This is a genomic window from Methylobacterium sp. 190mf, from assembly GCF_900107945.1.
Taxonomy (GTDB): domain Bacteria; phylum Pseudomonadota; class Alphaproteobacteria; order Rhizobiales; family Beijerinckiaceae; genus Methylobacterium.
Map to the genome: position 1 here is coordinate 1 of NZ_FNVI01000042.1, position 18,943 is coordinate 18,943.

16 protein-coding genes are annotated in these 18,943 nt (G+C 72.8%); 5 read left to right on the forward strand and 11 right to left on the reverse strand.

Annotated features, from left to right (window positions below):
* The coding region (locus C4T42_RS29170; RefSeq protein WP_146074072.1) for an AAA family ATPase at positions 1-437 on the reverse strand (437 nt) is incomplete at its 3' end.
* Positions 438-692 carry a hypothetical protein gene (locus tag C4T42_RS29175; protein ID WP_020096048.1) on the reverse strand — a complete coding sequence of 85 codons (255 nt, stop codon included), beginning with the start codon at positions 690-692 and terminating at the stop codon, positions 438-440.
* A 226-nt stretch (positions 693-918) separates the two neighbouring features.
* On the opposite strand from C4T42_RS29175, the gene C4T42_RS29180 reads away from it, so the two are divergent.
* The 5 genes from C4T42_RS29180 to C4T42_RS29200 all read left to right on the forward strand — a co-directional run bounded on the left by C4T42_RS29180 (position 919) and on the right by C4T42_RS29200 (position 9,603).
* The gene (locus tag C4T42_RS29180) at positions 919-2,019 is read left to right on the forward strand and encodes an L-dopachrome tautomerase-related protein (RefSeq protein ID WP_103986384.1); all 1,101 of its coding nucleotides are present in this window, start codon (positions 919-921) and stop codon (positions 2,017-2,019) included.
* 164 nt (positions 2,020-2,183) lie between these two features.
* A complete protein-coding gene (locus tag C4T42_RS29185) occupies positions 2,184-2,540 on the forward strand; it encodes a hypothetical protein (protein WP_026605381.1) in 357 nt (118 codons plus the stop codon).
* A 235-nt stretch (positions 2,541-2,775) separates the two neighbouring features.
* Positions 2,776-5,358, forward strand: coding sequence for a PAS domain-containing protein (locus tag C4T42_RS29190; RefSeq protein WP_103986385.1), 2,583 nt, complete (start codon positions 2,776-2,778; stop codon positions 5,356-5,358).
* A 227-nt stretch (positions 5,359-5,585) separates the two neighbouring features.
* Entirely contained in the window at positions 5,586-6,146 is a 561-nt protein-coding gene (locus C4T42_RS29195; protein ID WP_020096052.1) for a PAS domain-containing protein, read from the forward strand.
* Complete coding sequence (locus C4T42_RS29200; protein WP_020096053.1) at positions 6,127-9,603, forward strand: CheR family methyltransferase; 3,477 nt, start codon at positions 6,127-6,129, stop codon at positions 9,601-9,603. The genes C4T42_RS29195 and C4T42_RS29200 overlap by 20 nt, the downstream gene beginning before the upstream one ends.
* Positions 9,604-9,806: 203 nt before the next feature.
* Here C4T42_RS29200 and C4T42_RS29205 read toward each other — a convergent pair whose 3' ends face one another.
* The 9 genes from C4T42_RS29205 to C4T42_RS29250 all read right to left on the reverse strand — a co-directional run bounded on the left by C4T42_RS29205 (position 9,807) and on the right by C4T42_RS29250 (position 18,938).
* Positions 9,807-10,223: a DUF1236 domain-containing protein gene (locus C4T42_RS29205; protein ID WP_020096054.1), complete on the reverse strand. Its 417-nt coding sequence runs from the start codon at positions 10,221-10,223 to the stop codon at positions 9,807-9,809.
* Between the two features lie 44 nt (positions 10,224-10,267).
* Entirely contained in the window at positions 10,268-10,498 is a 231-nt protein-coding gene (locus C4T42_RS29210; RefSeq protein WP_020096055.1) for a hypothetical protein, read from the reverse strand.
* 166 nt (positions 10,499-10,664) lie between these two features.
* Positions 10,665-12,077, reverse strand: a complete 1,413-nt coding sequence (locus C4T42_RS29215) for an amidase (RefSeq protein ID WP_103986386.1) — start codon at positions 12,075-12,077, stop codon at positions 10,665-10,667.
* Complete coding sequence (locus C4T42_RS29220; protein ID WP_020096057.1) at positions 12,058-12,990, reverse strand: DUF1028 domain-containing protein; 933 nt, start codon at positions 12,988-12,990, stop codon at positions 12,058-12,060. The genes C4T42_RS29215 and C4T42_RS29220 overlap by 20 nt, the downstream gene beginning before the upstream one ends.
* Before the next feature lie 149 nt (positions 12,991-13,139).
* Positions 13,140-13,883: an ABC transporter ATP-binding protein gene (locus C4T42_RS29225; protein ID WP_020096058.1), complete on the reverse strand. Its 744-nt coding sequence runs from the start codon at positions 13,881-13,883 to the stop codon at positions 13,140-13,142.
* The gene (locus C4T42_RS29230) at positions 13,876-15,705 is read right to left on the reverse strand and encodes an ATP-binding cassette domain-containing protein (RefSeq protein WP_020096059.1); all 1,830 of its coding nucleotides are present in this window, start codon (positions 15,703-15,705) and stop codon (positions 13,876-13,878) included. The genes C4T42_RS29225 and C4T42_RS29230 overlap by 8 nt, the downstream gene beginning before the upstream one ends.
* Positions 15,698-16,531 carry a branched-chain amino acid ABC transporter permease gene (locus C4T42_RS29235; protein ID WP_020096060.1) on the reverse strand — a complete coding sequence of 278 codons (834 nt, stop codon included), beginning with the start codon at positions 16,529-16,531 and terminating at the stop codon, positions 15,698-15,700. Before C4T42_RS29235 ends, C4T42_RS29230 begins: the two co-directional genes overlap by 8 nt.
* A 357-nt stretch (positions 16,532-16,888) precedes the next feature.
* The gene (locus C4T42_RS29245; RefSeq protein WP_020096061.1) at positions 16,889-18,055 is read right to left on the reverse strand and encodes a substrate-binding protein; all 1,167 of its coding nucleotides are present in this window, start codon (positions 18,053-18,055) and stop codon (positions 16,889-16,891) included.
* A gap of 37 nt (positions 18,056-18,092) precedes the next feature.
* On the reverse strand, positions 18,093-18,938 hold the full coding sequence (locus C4T42_RS29250) for a nitrilase family protein (RefSeq protein WP_020096062.1): 846 nt from the start codon (positions 18,936-18,938) through the stop codon (positions 18,093-18,095).
* Between the last annotated feature and the right edge of the window lie 5 nt (positions 18,939-18,943).

Below are 18,943 nucleotides of genomic sequence, written 5' to 3' on the forward strand. Positions count from 1 at the left end.
CGCGCCGCCGGGCCCTCGCCGATGATCAGGTCGAGCTGGTAATCCTCCATGGCCGGGTAGAGGATCTCCTCGACCGCCGGGTTGAGCCGGTGGATCTCGTCGATGAACAGGACGTCGCGCTCCTCCAGGTTGGTGAGCTGGGCGGCCAGATCCCCGGCCTTGGCGATCACCGGCCCGGAGGTCGAGCGGAAGTTCACGCCGAGCTCGCGCGCCACGATCTGCGCCAGCGTGGTCTTGCCCAGGCCCGGCGGCCCGACGAACAGCACGTGGTCGAGCGCCTGCCCGGTCTTCCTCGCCGCCTCGATGAACACCTGCATGTTCGCCCGCGCCGCGCGCTGACCGATGAACTCGGACAGGCTCAGGGGCCGGATCGTCTGATCCGGCTCCGCGGCCGCGGCACCGGACCCCTGCGCGACCGTCCTGATCGGCGTCGCCATTCAGGCCGCCCTGGCGCGACCCGACGCCTTCTCGAAGGGCTGCACGAAGGGCTGCACCAGGACCCGCCGGCCCGAGAGGTCGTGCACGCTCACCCGCCACTCGGCCCAGTCGGTGCGGTTGGCCAGCGAGCGCCGCACGTCGGAGGCGACCTTGCGGGCGCGGTCGACGAGGCGCGCCGTCGCGCGGACCTCGGTGCCGCGGGCGTCGAACACGCATTCGAGGCCGTTGGTGCAGTGGAACCGGTACTTGGCCATCCCTCGCTCCTCCTCGGCCGCCCCGCGCGGCGCTCACCCTGTGTTCACTATATGTTCTGTTCTCGGCCGGATCCAGCCCCGGCGAAGCGTCGCAGGCGTCCCCGGAACGGACCCGCGCCGGACCCGCGCCGGACTCACGACTGCGGCCGATGGGACCGGACCGGAACACCGCGCGCGCCGGGGGCTTACCGGGCGAGACGCCTCACCGCCGGACCGGGAACCCACCATGCGCGCCACGCTCCTCGCCCTCCTGCTGGCCGCCGGCCTCGGCGCGCCCGGCCGCGCCGCCGAGGCGCCGGCGGGGTCCGACGCCCTGAAGCCGATGGTGGAGTCGAACGACCTCGTCTTCAACGGCATCACCCGGTCCGCGGACGGCCGGCTGTTCTCGCCGTTCCAGCGGCAGAGTAAGGACAAGGGGATCGAGCTCGGCGAGTGGCGGGACGGCAAGGCGGTCCCGTACCCCGACGCGGCCTGGAACGCCTGGAAGACGGGCGACGACCCGGCCAAGGCCTTCGTGGCGGTCAACGCCATCCGGATCGGCCCGGACGGGGATCTCTGGGTGGTCGACAAGGGCGCGCCCGGCATGGGCGCGGCGCCGCTGCCGGGCGGCCCGAAGCTCGTGCAGATCGACCTCGCCACGAACGCCGTGCGCAGGGTCTACCCGCTGCAGGCGGCGACCACCGAGAAGAGCTTCATCGACGATTTCCGGTTCAACGGCGGCCACATCTACCTGACGGATGCCGGCCAGCCCGGGCTGATCGTCCTCGACCGCGAGACCGGCGGCCTCCGGCGGGTGCTCGACGGACACTGGTCGACGATCGCGCAGCGCCCGCTGACCGGCCAGGGCCGGGTGCTCCGGGACGACAAGGACAAGCTGCTCTTCATCCACGCCGACCAGCTGGAAGTCTCGCCGGACGGCAAGACCTTCTACTATCAAGCGTGCACCGGGCCGCTCTACAGCATCGAGACCCGGTACCTCGACGACGCGGCCGTGAGCGACGACGAGCGCGCCCGGCACGTGAAGCTCCACGCCGCCACGGTGGCGACGGGCGGCACCGCCATCGACGCGGGCGGCACCATCTACGCGAGCGACACGGACGGCCTGCGGATCCTCAAGATCGCGCCGGACGGGACCGTGAGCACGCTGGTGCAGGACCCGCGGCTCGTCTGGGTCGACGCGATGTGGATCGACGAGCAGGGCGGCCTGTGGATCCCGGCGGCGCAGATGAACCGCACGCCGGCGATGAGCGGCGGCGCGGCTTCGACGGTCAAGTTCCCGACGACGATCTACCGGATGCAGATCGAGGCCGAGCCGCTGCGCAACTGAGGATGGATCGGCCCGGTCCCAGGGGCGGCCTCGCGTCGGGCGGGCGGCGGCTGACGCCGAACCCGGAACCCGGGTTACAAGTTGGATCGAGGCGGGTGCCGGGCCCGGGACCCTGTACCGGGATCCGGCACCGAGGCCCGGCACGAGGAGAGGATGGACCGACCATGCGCAGGATGCAGTCGTCGCGGTGGGCCGGCGCCTTCCTGGCTGCCGGCCTGGTCGTCGCGTTCGCCCCGCCGGCGCGGGCCGACGCCGCCCTGGTCCTGCGGGAGACCCGGCTGCACACGCCGCCGGACTCGCACGAGCCGCAGCGGGCGATGGTCAACCTGCGCAACACCGGCCCGGACCTCGCGACGAACGTGACCGTGCTGTGCACCTTCACGGGGGCCGGCGGGACGGTGCTCGACACGCAGCAGGCCTCGGTGCCGGAGGTCGTGAGCCTCGCCGACGTGCAGGCCGAGACGATCTACTACGGCTGGCCCCGCGCGAGCAGCGCCACCTGCCGCCTCGCCGAGCCGTAGCCGGCGGCCCCCGTCGCCCGCCGGGCCGGCCGACGCAGCCTTAGCGGTTTCCGCGCGTTATGGTCCGGTCCCGTGGCGTCCCAGGTCCGTTTCCGGCAGAAGGCGCCCACGCCCCGCCCCTCTGTCGCAGCGCCAGCCCCGTGCCCGTATCCCCCGCCCTCCCGATTTTGGCGATCCGCCCCGACCGCCCCGCGCGGCTGGCGGGGGAGTCCATCGCGACGCACGGGCGCTGAGCGTGGACGAGACGGGGACCGAGGCGCTCCTGCGGCGCGCCCGCGCGCTGGAGGCGGAGGCCGCCGGACTCCGGGCGCGGGCGGCCGCCACCGGCGCTGAGGCGGACGCCCCGACGCTCCCGCAGCCCCCCGCCGACCTGTCCGGGGCCGGCCTCGCCCTCCGGGAGGCCGAGGCGCGCCTGCTGCGGGCGCAGGAGGCGGGCGGGATCGGCCTGTTCACCGTGGGGGTCGCGGACGGGCTCCTGCACCCGACCCCGCAATTCTGCCGGCTCTACGGCCTGCCGGAGCGCGACACCTACCCGGCCGAGCTGGTCGAGGCGCTGATCCTGCCGGAGGACCGGGCCCTCGTCTCGACGGCGGCGAGCCGGCGCCGCGGCGCCCCCCCGCGGGACGTCGCCTACCGGATCCGGCGGCCGGATACCGGCGAGATCCGCTGGATCGCCCGGCAGGGGGAGATCGAGCGCGACGCCGCGGGGCGGCCGGTGCGGTTCTCCGGGGTGGCGCGCGACATCACCGAGCAGCGCGAGGCCCGCGACGCCCTGCGCGCCGGCGAGGAGCGCTACCGGACGCTGTTCGAGGCCATCGACGACGGCTTCTGCATCATCGAGTTCTTCGACGGCCCGCACGGCCCGCTGAGCGACTACGTCCACGTCGAGGCCAATCCCGGCTACGAGCGCCACACCGGCATCGCCGGCATCGTCGGGCGGACGCTGCGCGACCTCGTGTCGGCCGAGGACGCGGAGGCCTGGCTCGAGCTCTACGGCGGCGTGCTCCGCACCGGTGTCCCGATCCGGTTCGAGCGCTTCTTCGCCCAGGCCGACCGCTTCATCGACGTCTCGGCCGCCCGGATCGGGCCGGCGAGCCGGCGCCAGGTCTCGGTGCTGTTCCGGGACATCACCGCGCGCCGGCAGGCGGAGGACGCCCTGCGCGCCAGCGAGGCGCTCGCCCGGACCAACATCGAGCGCGTGCAGCTCGCCCTCGCGGCCGGCGCCATCATCGGCACGTGGCACTGGGACCTGCCGAGCGACCGGTTCACGGTCGACGAGGGCTTCGCCCGCAGCTTCGGCCTCGACCCGGCGCTGGGCCGGGACGGCATCCCGCTCGCCCGGATCGTCGCGACCGTGCATCCGGACGACCAGCCCGGGCTGGCCGCGGCCATCAACGCGGCCGTCGCCCGGGGCGGCGCCTACGCGCACCAGTACCGGGTCCGCCGGGCGGACGGGCGCTACTACTGGCTGGAGGCCAACGGCCGCGTCGACCACGCGCCCGACGGCACGCCCCTGAGCTTCCCCGGGGTCCTGATCGACGTGGACGAGCGCCGCGCCGTCGAGGCCGAGCGGGACCGCGTCGCCGCGGCGCTGCGCAGCCTCAACGAGACCCTGGAGCAGCGGGTCGCCGAGCGGACGGCCGAGCTGATGCGCGCCGAGGAGGCCCTCCGCCAGTCGCAGAAGATGGAGGCGGTCGGCCAGCTCACCGGCGGGCTCGCCCACGACTTCAACAACATGCTGGCCGGCATCGTCGGCTCGCTGGAATTGATGCAGACCCGGATGCTGCAGGGCCGGGTCGGCGACCTCGACCGCTACATCGGCGCGGCGCAGGGCGCGGCCAAGCGCGCCGCCGCCCTGACCCACCGCCTGCTGGCCTTCTCCCGCCGCCAGACCCTCGACCCGAAGCCGACGGACGCGAACCGCCTGGTCGAGGGCATGATGGAGCTCGTGCGCCGCACGGTCGGCCCCGCGGTGGCGATCGAGTCGGTCGGGGCCGGCGGCCTGTGGCCGACGCTGGTCGATCCGAGCCAGCTCGAGAACGCGCTGCTCAACCTGTGCATCAACGCCCGGGACGCGATGCCGGCGGGCGGGCGCATCGTCATCGAGACCGCCAACCGCTGGCTCGACCACCGGGCCGCCCAGGAGCGCGAGCTGGAGCCGGGGCAGTACGTGACGCTCTGCGTCTCGGACAACGGCACCGGCATGACCCCCGACGTGGTCGCCAAGGCCTTCGACCCGTTCTTCACCACCAAGCCGATCGGCGAGGGCACCGGCCTCGGCCTGTCGATGATCTACGGCTTCGCCAAGCAGTCCGGCGGGCAGGTCCGGATCTACTCGGAGGTCGGCCAGGGCACGATGGTCTGCCTCTACCTGCCCCGCCATCTCGGCGAGGCGGAGGCCGAGGTGATCCTGCCCGACCTCGCCCACGCGCCCCGCGCCGAGCAGGGCGAGACGGTCCTGGTTGTGGACGACGAGCCGACCGTGCGGATGCTGGTCACCGAGGTGCTGGAGGATCTCGGCTACGCGGCGATCGAGGCGGCGGACGGCGCCTCGGGGCTGAAGGTCCTCCAGTCGGACGTGCGCGTCGACATGCTCATCACCGATGTCGGCCTGCCCGGCGGCATGAACGGCCGCCAGATGGCCGATGCCGGCCGCCAGCACCGGCCCGACCTGAAGGTCCTGTTCATCACCGGCTACGCCGAGAACGCCGCCCTCAACCACGGCCATCTCGGCCCCGGCATGCAGGTGATGACGAAGCCCTTCGCCCTGGAGGCGCTCGCGACCCGCATCCGCGGCATCATCGGCGGCGAGGGCTGAGATCCGGACGGCCCCGGGCGGGCGGTGCCCCCGGGGCACACGGCGTCGCAGGGACGTGCGGAACGGGTTCGCCGGCCCGGGCGTCATTGCCATACCGCGGCGGCGCGCCCATGAGGGCGTCCTCGCGGGCACCATCGCGGGCGTCCTCGGCACGGGGCCCGGCGGGCGGGCGGGCCCGGGAGCGGACCGGCAGGGCCGCGCCGAACGGAGGCGACAGGGAAGCTACCGTGGACACGCAGACCATCCCGGCCGAACTCACGACCTTCTTCGAGAAATCCCACATCGCCCTGGCGCTGGCCGCGGCGGGCGACGACAACGTCCTGCTCCTGGTGAACGAGCGGTTCCACCAGCTCACCGGCTACACGGGCGCGGAGGTCGTCGGGCGCAATTGCCGCCTCCTCCAGCGCGACGCCGACAACCGGGAGGCGCGGGCCAAGATCCACGCCTTCCTGGAGAACGACCGTCAGGACACGGTGCGCACGCCGATCGTGAATTTCCGCAAGGACGGGAAGCCCTTCGTCAACCTGCTGTACATGTCCAAACTGAAGGCGCTCTCGGGCGAGGTGCGCTACCTTTTCGCATCCCAATTCGACGTCAGCCGCTCGCAACCCGAGTTGCTTTCCGCCTACGATGCAGAACTGGGCCGGACCCTGTCCCGGCTGACCCCGACGCTTGCGGAGAGTGGGCTCGTCATCGAGGGCTCGCTGATGACGATCGCCAACACGGTCGCCACGGTCGCGCAGGCCAAGCTCACGCTCGCGGATCTCGATGCACCAGGATTTCCTTAACGCCCCCGGAGGCGAGGCCTCGGAGGTCCTGGACGGCGCCGGCACGGTGACGGCGCCGCCCTTCGCCGGGCCGGTCGTGGGCATCGGCGCCTCGGCGGGCGGGCTCGAGGCCCTGCGGGAGATGCTGGCGCGCGCCCGGCCGCCGACCGGCATGGCCTTCGTCATCGTCCAGCACCTCGACCCCAACCACGAGAGCATGCTGGCGCAGCTCCTCGACCGGCAGACGGAGCTGGAGGTGCTCCAGTGCGAGGGCGGGGAGCGGATCGCGGGCGACAAGGTCTACATCATCCCGCCCGGCCGGGGCCTCGTCATCCAGAACTGCGTCCTCGAACTCACCCACTTCGTCCAGCCGCGGGGCCTGCGCCGGCCGATCGACGACTTCTTCCTGTCGCTCGCGGTCGACCAGCAGGCCAACGCCGCCTGCGTGATCCTGTCGGGCACGGGGGCCGACGGCACGACCGGCCTGCGGGCGATCAAGGAGCACGGCGGCGTCTGCGTGGTGCAGCAGCCCGACACCGCCCGCTACGACGGCATGCCGCTCTCGGCGGTCGGGACCAGCCTCGTCGACTTCGTGCGGCCGCCGGGCGAGATCGTCGACTGCCTCACCACCTTCTTCCGCCGCCGCGGCACCGACGCCGTCGACGCCGAGTCCCGCCTCGTCGCCGACCACATCGACGACCTCTGCCGGGTCATCCGCGCGGCGGTGGGCCACGACTTCGCCGGCTACAAGCGGACCACCCTGGTCCGGCGGGTCGAGCGGCGCATGCACGTCCTCGGGCTCGAGTCCGGCCGGGCCTATCTCGGCCGCGTCCGGGCCGACAAGACCGAGTGCGAGGCGCTGTTCCGCGACCTCCTGATCAACGTCACCCGCTTCTTCCGCGACGCCGAGATGTTCGAGCTCCTCCGGGAGCGCGTGGTGGAGCCCCTGCTGCGCACCCGCGATCCCGAGGAGGACATCCGGGTCTGGATCCCGGGCTGCTCCAGCGGCGAGGAGGCCTACAGCATCGCCATGCTGTTCGCCGACGCCGCCCGCCGCCTCGGCCTGCCGCCGGCGGTCCAGATCTTCGCCACCGACATCGACGAGCGCATGCTCCAGATCGCCCGGGAGGCGACCTACCCGGCCGCCGCGCTCGCCGACATCCCGGCCCATCTGCGGGAGCGCTACGTCGTCCTCCACGCCGAGCGCTTCACCGTCGCGGCCGAGATCCGCGACCTGATCCGCTTCTCCAGCCACAGCCTGGTCAAGGACCCGCCCTTCTCGCGGGTCGACCTCCTGTCCTGCCGCAACCTGCTGATCTACTTCGACGAGCGCCTCCAGCAATCGGTGGTGCCGCTGTTCCACTACGCGGTCCGGCCGGGGGGCTACCTGTTCCTCGGCCCCTCGGAGAGCGTCAGCCGCTTCGAGCACCTGTTCCCGGTCATCGACCAGCACGCCCGCCTGTTCGAGCGGCCGCCGGGCGCGCCGCAATACCCGATCGACCTGCCGGGGAGCGCCCGCCGGGGCGAGGCCCGGCGCGGCGGGCGCGAGGAGCGGCGCGGCGAGCCCTCGATCGCCGACGAGACCGTGGCGGTGCGCCGCGTCATGGAGCGCTACGCCCCGCCCAGCATGGTGCTCAACGAGGACGGCGGCATCATCGCCGCCTACGGGCGCCTGAGCCGCTACTTCGACTTCCCGGTGACCCGGACCGGCGGCACCAGCGCCATCACCCTGGCGCGCCCGGGCCTGCGCGACGTCATCGGCCCGCTGCTCCGCCAGACCCGCGACGCGCGCAAGCGCGTGGTCGTCCGCGACGTGGAGATCCGCTCGGAATACGGCGTCCAGCCGGTGGAGCTGATCTGCGATCCCCTGCCCGACGGCTCGATGCTCCTGGTCCTGCGCGACACCGGCGCCTTCCGGGCGGCGGACAACCTCGACCTGATCGAGATGGATGCCGGCGGCGACCACGTCGAGGCGCTGGAAGAGGAGCTGCTGCGCACCCGCTACAAGCTGCGCTCGGCGGTCGAGGAGCTGGAGACGACGAACGAGGAGCTGAAGAGCTCCAACGAAGAAATGATGTCGATGAACGAGGAGCTCCAGTCGACGAACGAGGAGCTGTCCACGGTCAACGACGAGCTGAAGACCAAGGTCGAGCAGCTCACCATCGCCAATGCCGACCTGCGCAATTTCTTCGAATCCACCGACCTCGCCGTCGTGGTGCTCGACCGCGAGCTGAAGGTGCGCAGCTTCACCACGTCGGCCACCACGATCTTCCCGCTGCAGCCGGGCGATCGCGGCCGCCCCCTCGCCGACGTGTCGAGCCGGCTCGCCGGGCACGAGTACCTGCACGACGCCCAGGAGGTCTGCGCCGGCGGCTCGGTGATCCAGCGGCGCGTCGCCACCCGGGACGGGGAGCGCACGCTCTCGCTGCGGGTGCTGCCCTACCGGCTGCAGAACGGCAGCGTCGACGGCGCCACCCTGGTGCTCACCGACATCACCGAGGCGCTGTCGCTGGAGCGCCAGCTCGCCGCGGAGCGCGAGCGGCTGGAACTGGCCGTGAAGGCCGGGGGCATCGGCGTCTGGGAATACAGCCCGGATGCCGGGACCGTCGTGGTCGACAGCATCGCCGGCACGATGTTCGGCCTCGCTCCCGACACCCCGCACCCCACCGCGTCCCTGGCGGCCAGCGTGCTGCCCGAGGACCGTCCCGGCTTCGAGGCGGCGCTGTCCGAGGCGGCGCACGGGCTAAACGAGTTCGAGGCGCGCATCCGCGTGCGCGCCGCCGACCACGCGCCGCGGCACATCCGCAGCTACGGGCGCCTGACCCGGAGCGGCGACCGGAAGCGGATCGTCGGCGTCTGCATCGACGTGTCGCCCGAATACGCGCTCGCCGAGACCCGCGACCTGATGCTGCGGGAGATGAACCACCGGGTGAAGAACCTGTTCGCGATCATCGGCGGCATGATCTCGGCGGGCGCCCGCACGCACCGGGAGATCGGCGTCTTCGCCACCGACATGCGCGACCGCATCTCGGCCCTCGGGCGGGCGCATTCCCTGGCCGACCCGTCCGACGGCCAGGGCATGAGCGATCTCGCGGGCCTGATCGGCGCGACCCTGCGCCCGTACCGCGACCACGTCCCCACGGTGATCGAGGGCCCCCTCGTGGCGATCAACTGGCGGCACGTGTCGTCGCTGGCGATGATCCTGCACGAGTGGGCGACGAACTCGGTGAAGTACGGCGCGCTCGGGGCCGACGACGGCGCGCTGTCGGTCACCTGGGACCGGCAGGAGGCGGGACTCGTCCTGGACTGGTGCGAGCGGATGGCCCGTGTCCCGGAGCCGAGGCCCGGACGAGGTTTCGGGACGATGCTGGTGGAGATGTCCCTGCGCCAGCTCGAAGCGACCGTGACGCGCAGCCACGACGCCGCCGAGTACCGGATCACGCTGCATCTGCCCGAGGCGGCACTCCTGCGGGGCTGACGCGCGCTCAGGGATATCCGTGCGTCGGCCGTCCTTGCGAGCGCAGCGAAGCAATCAAGTCGGCGCCACGCTTGCCGATGCTGCGCGACCCTGGATTGCTTCGCTGCGCTCGCAAAGACGGCGAGGTCTCCCGATCCTTCACCGCGGGTTCGGGAGGAGTCACGATGCCGGAGGGCGCCGGACGAACCGGCGCCCCGCCCCCCTCAGTCGATGACTTCGACGATGCGGTGGCCGCGATCGACCAGGACGGGCTGGTCGTTCACGATGGTGTAGCGGTAGCCCGGACGCACCCGGTACTCGGTGGGCACGTCGTAGTAGGTGACGCTGTCCTCCGGCAGCACGGTGCCGACCCGGACCGGGCCGCCCCAGCTGTAGGAGCGCGCGCCGCGCTCGCGGACGTAGCTGCGGAACCGCGGGCGGTCGTCGACGCCCAGGATGCCGCCGACCGTGCCGGTCGCCGCGCCGACCGCGCCGCCGACGATGCCGCCGACCGGACCGGCCGCATCGGCGCCGACCGCCGCACCCTCGGCCGCGCCCCGCAGGGTGCCCTGCGCCTGGGCGGCCGCCGGGAGGGCGAGGAGGCCGGCCGTCGCCAGCGACAGAAGAAGCTTGTTGGTCATGCTGAGATCTCCAGGGTCGTCAGGGCGCGGCTGTCCGCCCAGGATCAGTTGCAGCCTTCCTTGTGGACGGTCTTGGAGTTGCCCATGCCGTCCTCCTTGTGGACGGTCTTCGAACCGCAATCGACGCTGCCGGTGGTGACCTCGCGCTTCTCGACGACGGTGTCGCGGTGGTCGACGACGGCGGGCCCGTCGCGGCGGATGACGGTGGTCTCCTCGGCGCTCGCCGCGCCGCACAGGGCCGCGAACAGGGCGCCCGAGAGAATGATGGTCCGCATGGTTGGCCTCCTGACTTCAATCGAAGCCAGCAACGGCAGCGGCGGAAAAAGGGTTCCACGCGCATTGATCGGTAGATCACGCGGATATTCGCGATGCGGCACGGTATTGGTTGTGTACAATCGACCGCCCCCGTCCCGCTCAGCTGTTCGGGACGGGAGCGACGCCTCAGCCGGCCAGGGGCGGCACCCGGGACCACCACGCGTGCGCCCGCTCGTACTGGTGGGCGACGCGCAGGATCTCGGCCTCGGCGAAGGGCCGGGCGGCGATCTGGAAGCTGATCGGCAGGCCGCGCCGGTCGAAGCCGCAGGGCAGCGCGATGGCGGGCAGGCCCGCGAGGTTGAACGGGTAGGTCAGGCGCCAGGAGGCCGCCAGCACGCTCTCCGCGCGCCCGCCGAGCGTCACCGCGGACTCGTCCGTCCGCCACGCGGTCAGCGGCGAGGCCGGGCCGACGATCACGTCGGCCTCGGCCAGGACGGCGGCCATCTCGTCCATGATCAGGGCCCGCACCTGCTCGGCCCGCAGGTAGTCCGGCCCGGTCACGAGCCGGCCCATCTCCACGAGGTCGCGGACGTCGGCGGCGAAGCCCGCCACGTGGCCCCGGGCGAGGCTGCGGTCGTGGTAGGCGGTCGAGGAGGCGAGCTCGATGGCGTAGATGGCGCCGAGGCCGTGGCGCAGGGACGGCACCGCGACGTCGCGCACCGCGCAGCCCCGGTCTTCGAGGAAGCGGAGCGCCGCCTCGACGCCGGCGGCGACGTCGTCGTCGATTGCGTCGAAGAAGTGGTTGCGGATCACCGCGACCCGCAGGCCCCGGATCGGCCGGTCGAGCCCGGCCGTGTAGTCGGGGACCGGGGCCGCGCTGGCCGCGGGATCGCCGGGATCCGGGCCGGCGAGCGCCTGCAGCATCAGGGCGGAATCGGCCACCGTCAGGGTCAGCGGGCCGGCATGGTCGAGGGACCAGGAATGCGGCACGATCCCCGACCGGCCGACCCGGCCGTAGGTCGGCTTGAGCCCGACGATCCCGCACAGGGCGGCCGGGATCCGGATCGAGCCGCCCGTGTCCGAGCCGAGGGCGGCCGGGCAGAGGCGGGCCGCGACCGCCGCGCCCGAGCCGCCGCTGGAGCCGCCGGGCACCCGGTCGGGGTCCCAGGGGTTGCGGGTCGGCGGCGTGACCATGCCCCAGGCGAATTCGTGCATCCGCGTCTTGCCGAGGATCACCGCGCCGGCCGCCCGCAGCCGCGCCACGGCGTGGCTGTCGGCCGCCGGGAAGGTCAGGGCCTCCACCGCCGTGCCGGCCCGGGTCGGCATGTCGGCGGTGGTGTAGTTGTCCTTGACGGCGATCGGGATGCCGTGGAGCGGGCCGCGCGGCCCCGTCCGGGCGATCTCGGCATCGGCCGCGCGCGCGGCGTCGAGGGCCGCGGGCGAGAGGTGGACGACGCTGTTCAGGGCGCCGTCGAGGCGCGCGATCCGGTCGAGGCTGGCGCCGACGAGCTCGGCGCTCGACAGCTCCCGCGCCGCGATCCGCCGCGCGAGCTCGGTGATCGGGGCTTGCCAGAGGGCGTCAGTCGCGGCGGTCGTCATGGGGCACCCGGCGGTAGGGGAGCGTCGGATCGAACACGACCGGCGGGTGGATGTCCGCGAGGTCGAGGTCGCGCAGCCGCGCGATCTCGGCGAGCACCGGCGCGAACTGCGCCAGCAGGTGGGCGACCCGCTGGGGCTCCTGGCGCAGGCCGACGACGTCGCGCAGCAGGTCGGGGGCTGCATCCCCGGCGGCGCCCGGCCGCTCGGCGGGAGGCCTGAGCAGCATCGCCACGACGTCGTCCGGCAGGGCGCCGGCCGGGCCGTCCTTCCGGGGCATGCCGGCCACGAACGGCACGAGCTGACGGCGGGCGACCAGGAGAACCCGGCGCAGCTCGGCGACGGGCTCGGCGTGCTCGTCGACCCGCAGGTCGAGGTGCGGGTAATCCTCGCCGGCGACGATCTTGAGCGCCGCCGACTGCTTGCCGCGCCGGTCGCCGCCGGCCGCGTCGCCGGCCTCCAGGCTGCGCATCAGCCGCTCGTCGAGATCCTGGGCGGCGCTCCCCTCGAAGGCCGCCGCCATGGCGTCGACCACGCCCGGCCCGGCGAGCATGTTGCCCTGGACCGCGTAGCCGGGCCCGGTGCGGTGGCCGGCCGCCGGCGTGCATCCGGCGCCGGTCCAGGCGGCGGCCCGCCCCTGCCCGTCGACGAGGCCGAGCTGGCGCAGGTCCGGACGGTCGTCGGTGGCGAGGGCCGCCGCCAGCGCGGCGTCGGGATCCTGCCCGCCGGCCAGCCCGTCGAGGATGCGGGCGGCGAGGTAGGGGTTCACCCAGGACTGGGTGGTGACGGCCCCGATCCCGGCCCTGAGGAACGGGCACAGGCCGCCCACCGCCGGGACGGCGCTCGCCACCGCGACGCCGAGCTGGCCGGTCCGCGGGCAGCGGGCGGCGATCGAGAAGGTGTTGAGTTCTCTCATGCGCTTACGGCTTCCTCCTCCCTGCTCCCGATCCACCGCCGTCTTCGCGAGCGCAGCGAAGCAATCCAGCAGCGCCCCGTCCGGGAGCGTGGCGCGACCCTGGGTCGCTTCGCTGCGCTCGCGATGACGGTGGCGGATCCGGGTCGACCTCACACCGCCAGATGGTCGATGACGCGTGCCCGCGCGTCCGGCGCCTGCGCCGGACCGCTGTCGACGATCTCGCCGAGCTTGAGGACGGCGTAGCGATCGGCGAGCGCCAGCGCGAAGGCGACGTGCTGCTCCACCACCAGCATGGACACGCCCGCGGCCCGCTCGGCCTGGAGCACGCCGCGCAGGCGCTCGACCATGGAGGGCTGCACGCCCTCGGAGATCTCGTCGATCAGCAGGAGGCGCGGGCGCAGCATCAGGGCGCGCCCGAGGATCAGCATCTTCTGCTCGCCGCCCGAGAGGGTGCCGGCCCGCTGGGCCAGCCGGTCCTTCAGGAACGGGAAATGGCCGAACAGCCGCTCCAGCGCCTCCGGCAGCATCCGGTCGGAGGGCACCGCGAGGCGCAGGTTGTCGCGGATCGACAGGTCCTGGAACAGGGGCTGCTCCTGCGGCGCGTAGCCGACGCCGAGCGCGTTGAGCTTGGCCGGCGTGAGGCCGGCGAGCGCCTGGCCCCCGACCGTGATGGCGCCGCCGCGCAGGGCCACCATGCCCAGGACGGTCTTGAGCAGCGTGGTCTTGCCCATGCCGTTCTTGCCCAGCAGCGCCACGATCTCCCCCGGCCCGACCGAGAGGGACACGTCCCGCACGATGGCGACGGCGCCGTAGCCGCTCGACACCCCGTCGAGGGCGAGGGCGGCCCCCGCCGGCGCGATCTGCCGTGCTGCCCGCCGTGCTGCCTCACCCATGGGCGCCTCCCGAGTAGATGGTCCGGACCAGTTCGGAGCCCACGACGTCCTCGACCGTGCCGTCCAGGACCAGCCGGCCCTGGTGCAGCACCACGATCCGCGACGAGATCTCGCGCACGAAATCGAGGTCGTGCTCGACCAGCACGGCGGCGATCCGGCCCTCGGCGGTGAGCGCCTTGAGGACGGTCCCGATGGTGGTGCGCTCGGCCTTGGTCAGGCCCGCGGTGGGCTCGTCGAGCAGGATCAGCCGCGGCTCCAGCGCCACCACCATGGCGAGCTCCAGCGCCTGCTTCTGGCCGTGGGACAGGAGGCGCGACGGCTGCGTCAGCTGGCGGTCGAGGCCGGTCATGCGCAGGACGTCGAGGGCGGGCTGCGGCAGGCCCAGCGTCTCGGCCCGCCCGACCGGGCTCAGGCCGTCGTGGGACGCCCGGGCGAGGCGGAGGCAGTCGGCCACCGACAGGCTCTCGAACACGCTCGCCACCTGGAACTTGCGCCCGACGCCGAGGCCGACGATCCGGTTCGGCGTCAGCCCGGTGATCGGCGTGCCGCCGACGGCGATCGCGCCCTTGAACGGCTCGGTGCCGTCGCTGAGGCAGCGCATCAGCGTGGTCTTGCCGGCGCCGTTGGGCCCGACGAGGCTGACGAGCTCGCCCGCCCGGATCTCGAGGTCGATGCCCTCCAGCACCGTCAGGGCGCCGTAGGCCTTAGCGAGGTTCTCGACCTTGAGGATCGGGGTCCCGGTCGCCTCGGTGCCGGTCACCTCCGGCCCGGCCGCCTCGGTCCCGGCCGCCCGCGCGACGAGGCGCGGCGGCGCCGGCTGCCGCCGGCCCACCGGCAGCGCCCGCCAGAGGCGGCCGACGAGGTCGGCGAGGCCGCCCGGCAGCAGGATGATGATGACCACGAAGGCCGAGCCCAGGAGGAGCTGCCAGAGGAACGGCAGGTCGCCCGAGAGATTCGCCGCGAGGTAGTCGATCGCGACGGTGCCGAGCACCGGGCCGAGCAGCGTGCCGCGGCCGCCGAGCGCCACCCAGATGACCAGCTCGGTGCCGAACAGGAAGCCGGCATTCTCGGGCGCGACCACGCCCGAGGCGTTGGCGAACAGGAAGCCCGCGAGCCCCGCCACCGCGGCGAGGGACGCGGTGAGCCGGATCTGCAGGCGCCGCGGGTTGAGGCCGAGATAGGCGCAGCGCGCCTCGTTGTCCCGGAGCGCCACGAGGGCACGGCCGGCATCGGCCCGGACCAGGATCCAGGCCGCCAGCGTGACGGCGATCAGGAACAGGGCCGCGAGGCGGAAATAGCCCTCGGTCTCGAAGGGCAGCACGTCGAAGCCGACGAGGCCGCTGCTGGAGCCGGTCCATTCCCCGCCCGCGTAGATGAGCTGCACGACGACGATCGGGACGACGAGCGAGATCACCGAGGCGTAGAGCGGGGTCGAGCGGTGGTAGAAGGACAGCCAGCCGACCGCGAGGCCGAGCAGGGCCGGCGCGACGAGCGCCGCCGCGATGGCCGCGGCGATCCCGAGCGGCGTCGCCCCGTAGGCGGCGAGGATCATCGCGGTGGCGTAGGCGCCGATGCCGAAGAACGCCGCCTGGCCGAAGGTCAGGATCCCCGCGAAGCCCCAGAGCAGGTCCACCGTGACGGCCAGCACCGCGTAGATCATCGAGCGGGTCAGGACGTTGACCGCGAAGGTGTCGAGGACGAGCGGCGCGATCCAGAGGGCCAGCGCCGCCAGGCCCGCGACCACGAAGGGCGCGGCGCGGGACAGGCGGCGTCCGCGGGGCGCCGCGGCGGCACGCTCGGCGACGGGCAGGGTCTCAAGCACGGGAGAAACCTTTCGGGCTGATCCGCAGCACGAGGGCGGCGAGCACCGCGACGGCGATGCTGCCCAGGATCGGGCTCACGAAGGTGCTGATCAGGACCTGCGCGGCCCCGAAGACCAGGCAGGCCGCCGCGAGCGCCAGGTACGAGGCGTCGGCGACCATCACCAGCATGAAGGCGCCGATCAGCCAGGAGACGCCCATGTTCGGATCGACGCTGGTGAGCGGCGTGAGCAGGACGCCGGCGAGGCCCGCGAAGCCGGCGCCGAGCATGAACACGACGAGGCGCACCCGGCCCGTGTCGATGCCGAGGCTGCGCGCCAGGGTCTCGTTCATGATCACCGCCCGGGCCGAGAGGCCGAGCCGGGTCCGCTCGATGGTGAGCGCGAACAGCGTGCCGATCGCCAGCGCGATGCCGAGCGCCACGAGGCGGTAGGCCGAGTAGTCGACGCCGAGGAACGCGACGGTGCCGGCGTAGAGGTTCGGGGTGAGCTGGACGTCCCGGCCGAAGGCCAGGGTGATGAGCTGCCCGACCACGATGCCGAGCCCCCAGGTGGCGAGAATCGCGTCCAGCGGCCGCCGGTAGAGCGGGCGGATGATGAAGTGCTCGGCGAGCCCGCCGAGCGCCGCGCCGACGACGAAGGCGAGCGGCAGGGCGAGCCACGGATTGAGCCCGAGCCTGGCGGTCACCACCGCGCAGTAGGCGCCGACCGTCAGCCACGCCCCGTGGGCGAAGTTGATGATCTTGAGCACGCCGAAGATCGCCAGGAGGCCGATCGCGACGATGAACAGGATCGCCGCCGTGGTCAGGATGTCGAGGGTGAGCAGCATCGGGGATTCCGGGTGCGCGTGTCGTCGCGGGCTGAGGGAGGGATTTGGCGGGTGACGACGGTCCCCTCCCCCTCTGCGGGCTTGCCGAGTCACGTATCGACCACGGCACCGCGGCTTCCGGACCGGGCGCGGGTCCCCTCTCCCGTGCGGGAGAGGGACAGGGTGAGGGGTGTGACCTCTCCGGAGAAGTCTCGTCCGAGACAGCGCGACGACGGCGCACTCGATCCTGGAGCGTCTAATCCCTCACCCCAACCCTCTCCCGCACGGGAGCGGGGGCACGTGGCGCTCCGTCATCGACGTCGGCGCGAGACGGGTGGATATCGTCGCCCGCCCGGGCGAGGCCTCGTGCCCCGCCCCTCACTGCAGCTTCGGGCACTGCTCGCCGGGATCGACGTCCTTGAAGGTGCCGGCGACCTTCACGGTGCCGTCCTTCTGGATCTGGCCGAGATACATGGTCAGCGGCGCGTGGTGCTGCTTGCTCATGGTGATCGTGCCCCGCGGCCCGGTGAAGCTCACGGTCGGGAGCGCCTCCAGCACCTTGGCGGTCTCGGTCCCGCCCGCCTTCTCGACGGCGGCCTTGTAGAGGTAGATCGCCTCGTATTCCGGCACCGAGAGGTCGTTCGGCGTGCGCAGCTCCGCGCCGAACTTCTTCTGCATCGCCGCCAGGAACGCCTTGTTCTCCGGGCTGTCGATCCCGGTGACGTAGGAGGCCGAGAGGTAGACGCCCTCAGCGTCCGCGCCCATGCTCTTGGCGGTGCCCTCGTCCAGCGCGAGGTTGGCGAAGGGCAGCGACACGCCCGCGCCGCGCAGCTGCTTGGTCAGCGTCACGTTCGGCGCGCCGCCCGCCGTCGAGGTGATCAGCGCGTCGGGCTTGGCCTCCTTCAGCTTGGAGATGATCGCCGTCCAGTCGCTGCCGTCCATCGGCAGGTACTCCTCGCCGACCACCTTGCCGCCGGTCTTCTCGACGTAGCTCTTGGCGAAGCCCAGCATGCCGCGGCCGAAGGCGTAGTCGCTGCCGATCAGGAAGTAGGTCTTGGCGCCCTTCGCCTTGAAGGCGTCCACCACCGGCGGCACCTGCTGCTCCGGCACCCAGGCGTCCACGAACATGTTCTTGTTGCAGGAATGGCCCTCGTAGAACGAGGTGTAGATGTACGGCACCTTCCCCTTGGTGACGGCGGGCAGGCCGGCGTTGCGGGCCGCGCTCGTCTCCATCGAGATCAGGACGTCGACCTTCTTCTGGTAGATCAGGCTGTCGAAGGCCTTCTGGGCGCCGGCCGCCCCCGAGGCGTCGTCGGCCACCTCTAGGACGAGCTTGCGGCCGAGGACGCCGCCCTTGGCGTTGATCTCCTCCACGGCGAGCTCGGCCGACTGCACCACCGAGGGGGCGACGACGCTGTTGGCGCCCGACAGGCCGATCGGGATGCCGATGACGATCGGCTTGCCGTCGGCGGCCTGCGCGGCCGTGGCGGCCTGCGCGGCGGCGAGGGCGAGCGCGGCGGCGCCGACGAGGGACCATTTCACCATGAACGAACTCCTTGGATGACGACGGTGCGAAGCGGGCTCAGCCGTAGATGTCGGCGCGGCGGTCGCGCAGGAGCGAGTTGAACGCGTTGAGGTCCTTGCGCCCGGCCGCGTCGAGGTCGACCAGCGCCGAGACGGTCTCGGTCCGGTCGCGGCTCGCCGGGCCGGCGAGCGGCCAGCCCTTGGGGCCGATGATCAGGCTCTGCCCCTCGAAGGGCTGGCCGCGCTCGACGCCGACCCGGTCGGCGCAGGCGATGAAGATGCCGTTCGAGTGCGCGGCGGCCCGGTGCAGGGTGTTGGCCATGGCGGCCTCACCGTCGGGCTGGTCGGGCATCGGCACCCAGTTGGTCGGGATGCAGACGATCTCGGCGCCGGCGAGCGCCAGCTGCCGGAAGGTCTCGGGGAACCAGCCGTCGTAGCAGATGGCGACGCCGACCTTCCCGAGCGCGGTGTCGAAGACCGGGAAGCCGAGATCGCCCCTGGCGAAGAACACGTTCTCCTGATCCCAGAGATGCGCCTTACGGTAGGTGCCGATGTAGCCCTCCGGCCCGACGATCACGGCGGCGTTGTAGAGGGTCTCGCCGGCGGACTCGGCGATGCCCGCCACGATGTGCACGCCGAGCTCCGCGGCGAGCGCCGCCCAGGCGCGGGTGGTCGGGCCGTCCGGCACCGGCTCGGCCAGCGCGGCGGCCTCCGCGGCGGATTCGAACACGTAGCCGGTGCTCGCGAGTTCCGGCAGCACGATCAGCCGGCCGCCCTCGGCGGCGGCCGCGCGGACGAGGTCCGACGCGCGCGCCATGTTCGCGTCGACCGCGCCGAATTCCGGCTCGAACTGGATGCACGACACCCGTATCGGCGGGCGCGCGGGATCGTTCGCCTGGACCATGAGAG